General features: G+C 70.9%; 6 protein-coding genes and 2 pseudogenes. 4 read left to right on the forward strand and 4 right to left on the reverse strand.

Features of this window, described 5'->3' with window-relative positions; genetic code table 11:
- Nucleotides 1–11: 11 nt before the first annotated feature.
- The 3 genes from HF519_RS28810 to HF519_RS28820 form a co-directional block, all read right to left on the reverse strand.
- A protein-coding gene (locus HF519_RS28810) for an IS5 family transposase (protein ID WP_438826456.1) occupies nucleotides 12–838 on the reverse strand; the annotation gives its coding sequence in 2 pieces (ribosomal slippage) (nucleotides 12–491 and nucleotides 494–838; 825 coding nt in all).
- A gap of 54 nt (nucleotides 839–892) precedes the next feature.
- Nucleotides 893–2,026 (reverse strand): LLM class flavin-dependent oxidoreductase, encoded by a 1,134-nt coding sequence (locus HF519_RS28815; RefSeq protein WP_169416128.1) that lies wholly within the window; start codon nucleotides 2,024–2,026, stop codon nucleotides 893–895.
- Between the two features lie 52 nt (nucleotides 2,027–2,078).
- Nucleotides 2,079–2,606 (reverse strand): NADPH-dependent FMN reductase, encoded by a 528-nt coding sequence (locus tag HF519_RS28820; RefSeq protein WP_246245399.1) that lies wholly within the window; start codon nucleotides 2,604–2,606, stop codon nucleotides 2,079–2,081.
- A gap of 283 nt (nucleotides 2,607–2,889) precedes the next feature.
- Here HF519_RS28820 and HF519_RS28825 point away from each other — a divergent pair, with 283 nt between their 5' ends.
- The 4 genes and pseudogenes from HF519_RS28825 to HF519_RS28840 all read left to right on the forward strand — a co-directional run bounded on the left by HF519_RS28825 (nucleotide 2,890) and on the right by HF519_RS28840 (nucleotide 6,260).
- A complete protein-coding gene (locus tag HF519_RS28825) occupies nucleotides 2,890–4,059 on the forward strand; it encodes a thiolase family protein (RefSeq protein ID WP_169416130.1) in 1,170 nt (389 codons plus the stop codon).
- Nucleotides 4,060–4,204: 145 nt separating this feature from the next.
- The gene (locus HF519_RS28830) at nucleotides 4,205–4,342 is read left to right on the forward strand and encodes a hypothetical protein (RefSeq protein WP_169416131.1); all 138 of its coding nucleotides are present in this window, start codon (nucleotides 4,205–4,207) and stop codon (nucleotides 4,340–4,342) included.
- Nucleotides 4,327–4,782: pseudogene (locus HF519_RS28835) on the forward strand (acyl-CoA dehydrogenase family protein); the annotation flags it as partial. The gene HF519_RS28830 and the pseudogene HF519_RS28835, both read left to right, overlap by 16 nt.
- A 218-nt stretch (nucleotides 4,783–5,000) precedes the next feature.
- A complete protein-coding gene (locus HF519_RS28840) occupies nucleotides 5,001–6,260 on the forward strand; it encodes an IclR family transcriptional regulator domain-containing protein (protein WP_281358672.1) in 1,260 nt (419 codons plus the stop codon).
- 63 nt (nucleotides 6,261–6,323) lie between these two features.
- Here the strand turns inward: HF519_RS28840 and HF519_RS28845 are convergent.
- A pseudogene (locus HF519_RS28845) lies at nucleotides 6,324–6,485 on the reverse strand (IS701 family transposase); the annotation flags it as partial.
- Nucleotides 6,486–6,714: the final 229 nt, after the last annotated feature.

Here is a 6,714-nt window from a genome sequence, read left to right on the forward strand (position 1 = left end):
TTTAAGAGGTCCTAACGCAATGAGCGATTCTGGAGTCGGCGCCAGCAGATGATGCTGCAGGCCAGGCTGAGGAAGGCCTCGTGGATGTCGTCGCGGACCTCCCAGCGGATCCGCAGCCGACGGAACCAGTGCAGTAGCGCGATGGTCTGTTCGACCACCCAGCGGTGCACCCCCAGGCCGGAGCCGTGCGCGACGCCGCGCCGCGCGATGCACGGCCGGACGCCCTTCGCCCGCACCCGCCGGCGGTAGGTATCGAAGTCGTAGGCCCGATCGGCATAGAGCTTCTCCGGGCGGCGGCGCGGCCGACCGCGGCGGCCGCGCACCGGCGGGACCGCCTCGAGCAGCGGCAACAGCTGGGTGACGTCGTGGCGGTTGCCGCCGGTCAGCGCGACCGCCAGCGGGACACCCCCGCCGTCGACGATCACGTGGTGCTTCGAGCCGGTCCGGGCCCGGTCGACCGGGCTGGGACCGGTTTTGCGCCCCCCTTTAGCGCCCGCACGTGTGAGCGGTCCACCGCCGCGCGGGACCAGTCGAGCCGGTCCGCGCCCTGCAGCTCGGCCAGCAACACCTCGTGCAGCCGCTGCCACACCCCGGCCCGGTGCCAGTCCCGCAGCCGCCGCCAGCAGGTCATCCCGGACCCGAACCCGAGCTCTTGTGGCAGGAACTCCCACGGGAGGCCGGTGTGCAGCACGAACAAGATCCCGCACAGCGCCTTGCGGTCATCGATCGGCTTGCGGCCCGGATACCGGAACCGGCGTTCCCGGCGCGGCAGCAGCGGCTCGACGCGCTCCCACAGCCCATCCGGCACGATCCACGGTGGTTGCTGGCGCTTCCTCATGGCCAGCAGGGCTACCCCCGCTCCGCCTTCCCAACCTCATTCCGTTAGGACCTCTTAGTGCCGCAGTCCGGCCTGCTTGAGCAGCGGCATGACCGCCTCGCCGAAGTGCGCCATCTCCTCGTGGTAGTCGAGGAAGCCCATGGCGATCCCGTCCATGCCGATGTCGGAGAGCTCCTGCAGCTTCTCGGTGACCTGCTCGGGGCTACCGACGATGGGCCATCCGCCCCAGCCGGCGACAAAGCGCTCCTGGTAGGCCCGGATCTGCTCGCTGAACGACGCGCTCTCCATTCCGAGCACCGACATGATGTTGCGCGCCGCGTCCCAGTCCCCCTTCTCGAGGATGTAGTCGTAGGCCCGGCGGGCCTCCTTCTCGGTGTCCCGGCAGACCACCAGGCCGTAGGTCATCACCCCGATGTCGCGCTGGTAAGTCTCGTGGGCTGTGCGGCGCACCAGTGCCGCGTACTCCTTGGCGTCCTCCAGCGTGGAGATGGTGGCGAAGTTGAAGTCCACCTCCCGCGCGGAGAACTCGATCCCGGCGGGCGAGTTGCCGGCATTGATCAGGACCGGATGCGGGGTCTGCACCGGCTTGGGCGCCGCCTGCCCCTGCTTGATCCGCAGGAATTCGCCCTCGAAGTCGAAGGGCCCGTCCTCGGTCCACAGCCGCTTGACGACCTCGATCCACTCGGCGCCGTAGCGGTAGCGCTCCTCGTGCTCGCGCTGCGGGGCCCCGAACATCTCCATTTCCGGGGTGAACCAGCCCATCACCATGTTCAGCCCGAAGCGGCCGCCGGAGATGTGGTCGATGGTGGTGGCCTGCTTGGCCGCGACGATGGGGTGCATGGTCGGCACGTGCGAGGTGGCGAAGACCATGATCTTCTCGGTCAGCGCGGCCAGGCCCGCCGCCCACGAGTAGGTTTCCAGGCACTCGCCGTGCACGTTCGTCTTCCCGCCGAACCCGCGCCACCGCGCCACCGGTACGAGCATTTCGAAGTCGAGCTGCTCGGCCCGTTGGGCAATCTTGACCACGTGCTCCCAGGTGGGGCGGTAGGTCGTCTCGGCCTCGGTCATCGTCAGGCCGTAGCTCAGGTTGGGCCCGAACAGCCCGAGCTTGAGCTTCTGGTCGTTGTAGACCGGTACGTGAGCGCGACGGTACTCCTGGATGGCATCGCGCTCGCTGATCGTGGTCATGATTGGTTCCTCCTCATCGAGGGCACGGCAAGACCGGCGAACGGGACCGGGATCAGGCCCGCTGCACGGCGTGGACAAGTTCCGAGGCGAGCGCGACGGCCGCGTCGCGGAACTCTCCGGACGGTTCGCGGTCGGGCATCGCCCCCGGATCGGCGTAGAGGACGCGCGCGGTGACCCGCGCCCGCAGCGCGGCGAGCACCGGGCGCAGGGCGTAGTCGAGGACCAGGTAGTGGTCGCGGGAGCCGCCCGTGGCCACCATCGCCGCCGGCTTGTCGGCCATCGCGTCTGCCGGGAGGATGTCGAGCAGGTTCTTCAGCACCCCGGAATACGCGGCGCGGTAGACCGAGGTCCCCACCACGTACCCGTCGGCCCGACACACCTGCTCGACTGCAGCCCGGGTTGCGTCGTCGTAGTCGGCGAGCGGCCGCCCGTCACAGAGCTGAATCCGGTGGGCGCCCAGGTCGAGTAGCTCCACCTCCGCCCCCCGTTCGGCCTCGCGGACCTGTTCCAACACGAGGCGGGTCGCCGTCGTCGTCCGACTCGGGGACCGCACAGGGCCGGAGATTCCGAGGTAACGCATGCCGTCGAGCCCTTCGTCAACCGTCGGGGGGTACAGCACGGTCGGGAGTGCCCGATCTGGGTCCCGAGTGATGGGGCACGGCCCGCGTCACCGTCGGGCCGATGAGGCCTCGCGCCCTGGGCGGTGGTCGACGGGGCGCAAGTACTCGATCACGATCTAGTATAAGACTCCGTGTGGCCGCAAAAACTAGTATTAGAGTCTGGGCCTCGTCAAGACGTCTCGGCACAGGTCGCCCGACCGGCTGCGACGGACCTCGGGTTTCGTCGGAGGAGAAGTCCACGCAATGGATGCAGCGATCGTCGGCACCGGAATCACGCGCTTCGGCATGTTCGTCGGGACCCGGCTGCGTAAGTTGGCCAGCTGCGCCGCGGACCGGGCGCTAGATGATGCCGGCCTTGACGCCGCGGACGTCGATCTCGTCGTGGTGGGTAATGCCGCCGCCGGCCTGCTCACCGGCCAGGAGATGATCCGCGCGCACACCGCACTCGCGGACTCCCGGGTGGCCGGACGTCCGATGCTGTCGGTGGAGAACGCCTGCGCCTCCAGCTCGAGCGCGGTGCACCTCGGCATCCTCGCCGTCGCCTCGGGCGCCCACGACACCGTCCTGGTGGTCGGGGCGGAGAAGATGACCAGCGCCGACCGCACGCTCGCCGGTCGGACGCTGGCCACCGCCGTCGACCTCGAGCGCGAGGGGCAGGTGGCCCCGGACGGAGCGGCGCGGCCGGTGTTCATGGAGATCTATGCCGCCGAGGCGCGCGCGTACATGCAGCGCAGCGGCGCTACCCCGCGCGACCTCGCCGCCGTTGCGGCCAAGAGCTCTCACAACGGCAGCCTCAACCCGATCGCCCAGGTCCGCGATCCGCTCACCGTCGATGAGGTGCTGGCCGCGCGCACCATTGTGGACCCGCTGACCCGGCCGATGTGTTCCTCGATCGGGGACGGGGCCGCCGCCCTGGTGCTCACCCGCCCCGAGTTGGCCCGTCGGCGCGGCCAGCAGGCGGTGCGGGTGCTGGCTAGCACCGTCGGCGCGGCGCGGGCGGGCGACGCCGGCGACGTGGTGGCGCGCACCGCTCGGAGGGCCTACGAGCAGGCTGGTCTCGGGCCCGCGGACGTGGACGTGTGCGAGGTGCATGACGCCGCCGCCCCGGCGGAACTGCTGATCGCCGAGGAGCTGGGGCTGGTCCCCGCTGGCGGCGCGGTCGCCCTGGCCAGGGACGGCGCCTTCACCCTCGGCGGGCGGTGCCCGATCAACCCGTCCGGCGGCCTGGTCGCCCGCGGCCACCCGATCGGCGCCACCGGCGCCGCCCAGATCGTCGAGCTCGCCGACCAGTTGCGTGCCCGCGCCGGCGGCCGACAGGTCGAGGGCGCCGGAACAGCGCTGGCCGAGAATGCCGGCGGATCGCTGGGTAACGGCCCGGCGGCCTGCGTGGTCACGCTGCTCGCGGCCCCGTAGCCGCCGGCTCCTTCAGCCAGCGGGGTGGTAGCGGCCCTGCTCGACTCGCCACCGGCACCCGGTCTGGCGGTCGATCCCGACCTGCCTGCCGGTCTCCACGGTGCCGACGCCGGCGGCGAGGGAGCTGCGAGTTGCCGCCGCGCATGTGGCCCACGGCCCCCAAGCGACCATCAAGGCCGCGCTGCCCGAGCGGTTCGAGGCCCGTGCTGGCACCTTCGCAGGCTTCGACTTCAACTTCCTGCCCCGCACCGCCGTCGACGTCGCCCCGGCTCGCTGGCGATGAGCGCGATCTCCAAGTTCGGCTCCGAGGAGTACAAGCAGCGGTGGCTGCCCGGCATGGCCGCCGGCGAGCTGATCGGCTACTTCGGGCTCACCGAGCCGGCCGCGGGCAGCGACTCGGCGAGCATGCGCACTCGCGCGGTGCGCGACGGCGAGCACCGGGTGATCGACGGCGCCAAGCGGTGGATCGGGCTGGCCTCGATCGCCGACGTCGCCGTGATCTGGGCGCGCACCGACGACGGCATCCGCGGCTTCGTCGTGTCGACCGCAACCGACGGGTTTACCGCCACCGCGATCGAGCACAAGCTCGGCATGCGCGCCTCGATCCACTGCGACATCAGCCTGAGTGGCGTGCGCGTGCCCGCGGACGCCGTGCTTCCCGGCGCGGCCGGGCTCAAGGGCCCGTGCGCCTGCCTCAACGAGGTCCGCTACGAGATCATGTGGATGCGTCCCAAGCTTGGTCTCGGCTAGCCGAGCGCCGCGGGACGGTGCGTTGTGGCGGATCGGATGCGGCCCGACATGGATGCGCTGCCGCCCCTGGTGATGACCGCTGACGAGGCCGCAGCGCCGCGGAGGGCCAAGGTGTTCTCGTTCCCGTCGGTCGGCCCCGCTCTCATTGCCCATCACGGCAGAACTCGGGATCCTCTTCACGCCTGAGCAGCATGTTCCTCACAGAGGGACACCTGGCAGAGGAGACAGCGGCAGTGGGTTCCAACACGTCAAGTACCGGCCAGGATGCGGCAGCTCGCCGGCCCACCTCGTCCGCAGGCCAAGCCGCACGTTTGCTGCGGGAATTCGCAGGTGGACCGCGGGACCGCGGTGTGCGCGAGCTGGCACGTGCGCTCGGCCTGGGGAAGAGCACGGTCCACAGACTGCTGCAGGCACTCGCCGCCGAGGGGCTGCTGGACCACGACCGCGCCTCTGGCACCTATAGCCTGAACCTGGCCGTGTACGAACTGGGCCAGACGGCTGCCGGCCACCTGCGACTGAAAGCCGCCACGGAACCGGTGATCGACGACCTGCGTAACCGCAGCGGCCAGACGGTGCAGATCGGCGTCCTGCGCGGAACGGACATCATTTATGTGGAACGCCGAGAAAGCTCCAGAGGCTTGCAGCTGTTCTCCTCGGTGCCCCGCCGGTTGCCCGCGCACTGCACCAGCAGCGGCAAGGTACTGCTGGCGGACCTGGAACCCGCCCGATTCGCCGAGTTGTACCCCGGCATCTGGTTGCCCGGCCTGACCCAGAAGTCGATCACCACAGTGGCCGAGCTGGCCCGCGAACTCGATGTGGCACGTGAGCGGGGCTGGGCCCACAACTTGGGCGAGACCCTCCTCGAGGCCGCCTCGGTGGCCGCACCCATCCGCGACCCCAACGGCCGCGCGGTCGCGGGGGTCAGCGTCGCCGTGCCCGCGGACCAGCTCCAGGACGCCGGCCTGAACCGCTACGTCGACCTGGTGCAGCTCGGGGCGCGCGCCATTTCCCGTCGCCTGGCCATGGTGGAGCTACCGACGCGCACCCGCCGATCACCCATGCGACAAACGCGCCGAGCAGCTGCCTGGACGCCGGCTATTACGACGCGGCCGCGATCGGGATCCGCGCCCACGACGGGCACCGGCTGGGTGCAGATCGTCGAGTGGTACGACGAGCTCGCGCGCCTGACCGACAGCCCGGTCGTCCGGCTCAACCGCGCGGTGGCCGTCGGCGAGGCCGACGGACCGCGCGCCGGGCTGGCGGCGCTCGCGGCGCTGGACGACTCACTGCCCCGCCACGCGGCGGTCGCGGCGTACCTCCACGAGCGCGCCGGCGACCTGGCGACGGCGGCACGGCTGTACACCGAGGCGGCCCACAAGGCCCCCAACCTCGCCGAGCGCGACCACCTCACCCGCCAGGCCGCCCGGCTCAACACCCGCCGACGCCACTGACCCGACACCCCCGGGATCTCCCCGGGTACGGGACCCTTGACGGGGGTCGGTGAACAGCGCGTGGTGCTCGTCGAGCCCGGCCCGGCCCTTGCCGGCCTGGAAGGATTCCTCGACGGTCCAGCGACCGCCGGCGACGCGGACCAGCTCGCGCAGCGGCACCGGTTCGGGGCTGTAGCAGCGGTAGAACGCCAGCTCACCGGTGCCACGGTGGCGACGCACCAACAGTCACCAGCACTGGGTGTCGGTGGCGTCGGGTGAGGAGCCCGTGGACGGGATCAGGGTGATCGGGCGCCACCGCTTGATCATCTGATGTCGACACAACGGACGAGGATCACGCGGTGGCCCTACGGTTCCGTCCCGGGTTGAACTGGCCAGTGCGTATGGCCGTGAGGCCCAGGGGCGCGGGGTATGGCTGACGCGGTGGTGCCGCTGATGGCTCGGACGGCTTGGCCAC

Origin of the sequence: Pseudonocardia bannensis (assembly GCF_012911875.1) — a bacterium.
GTDB classification, from domain to species: domain Bacteria; phylum Actinomycetota; class Actinomycetes; order Mycobacteriales; family Pseudonocardiaceae; genus Pseudonocardia; species Pseudonocardia bannensis.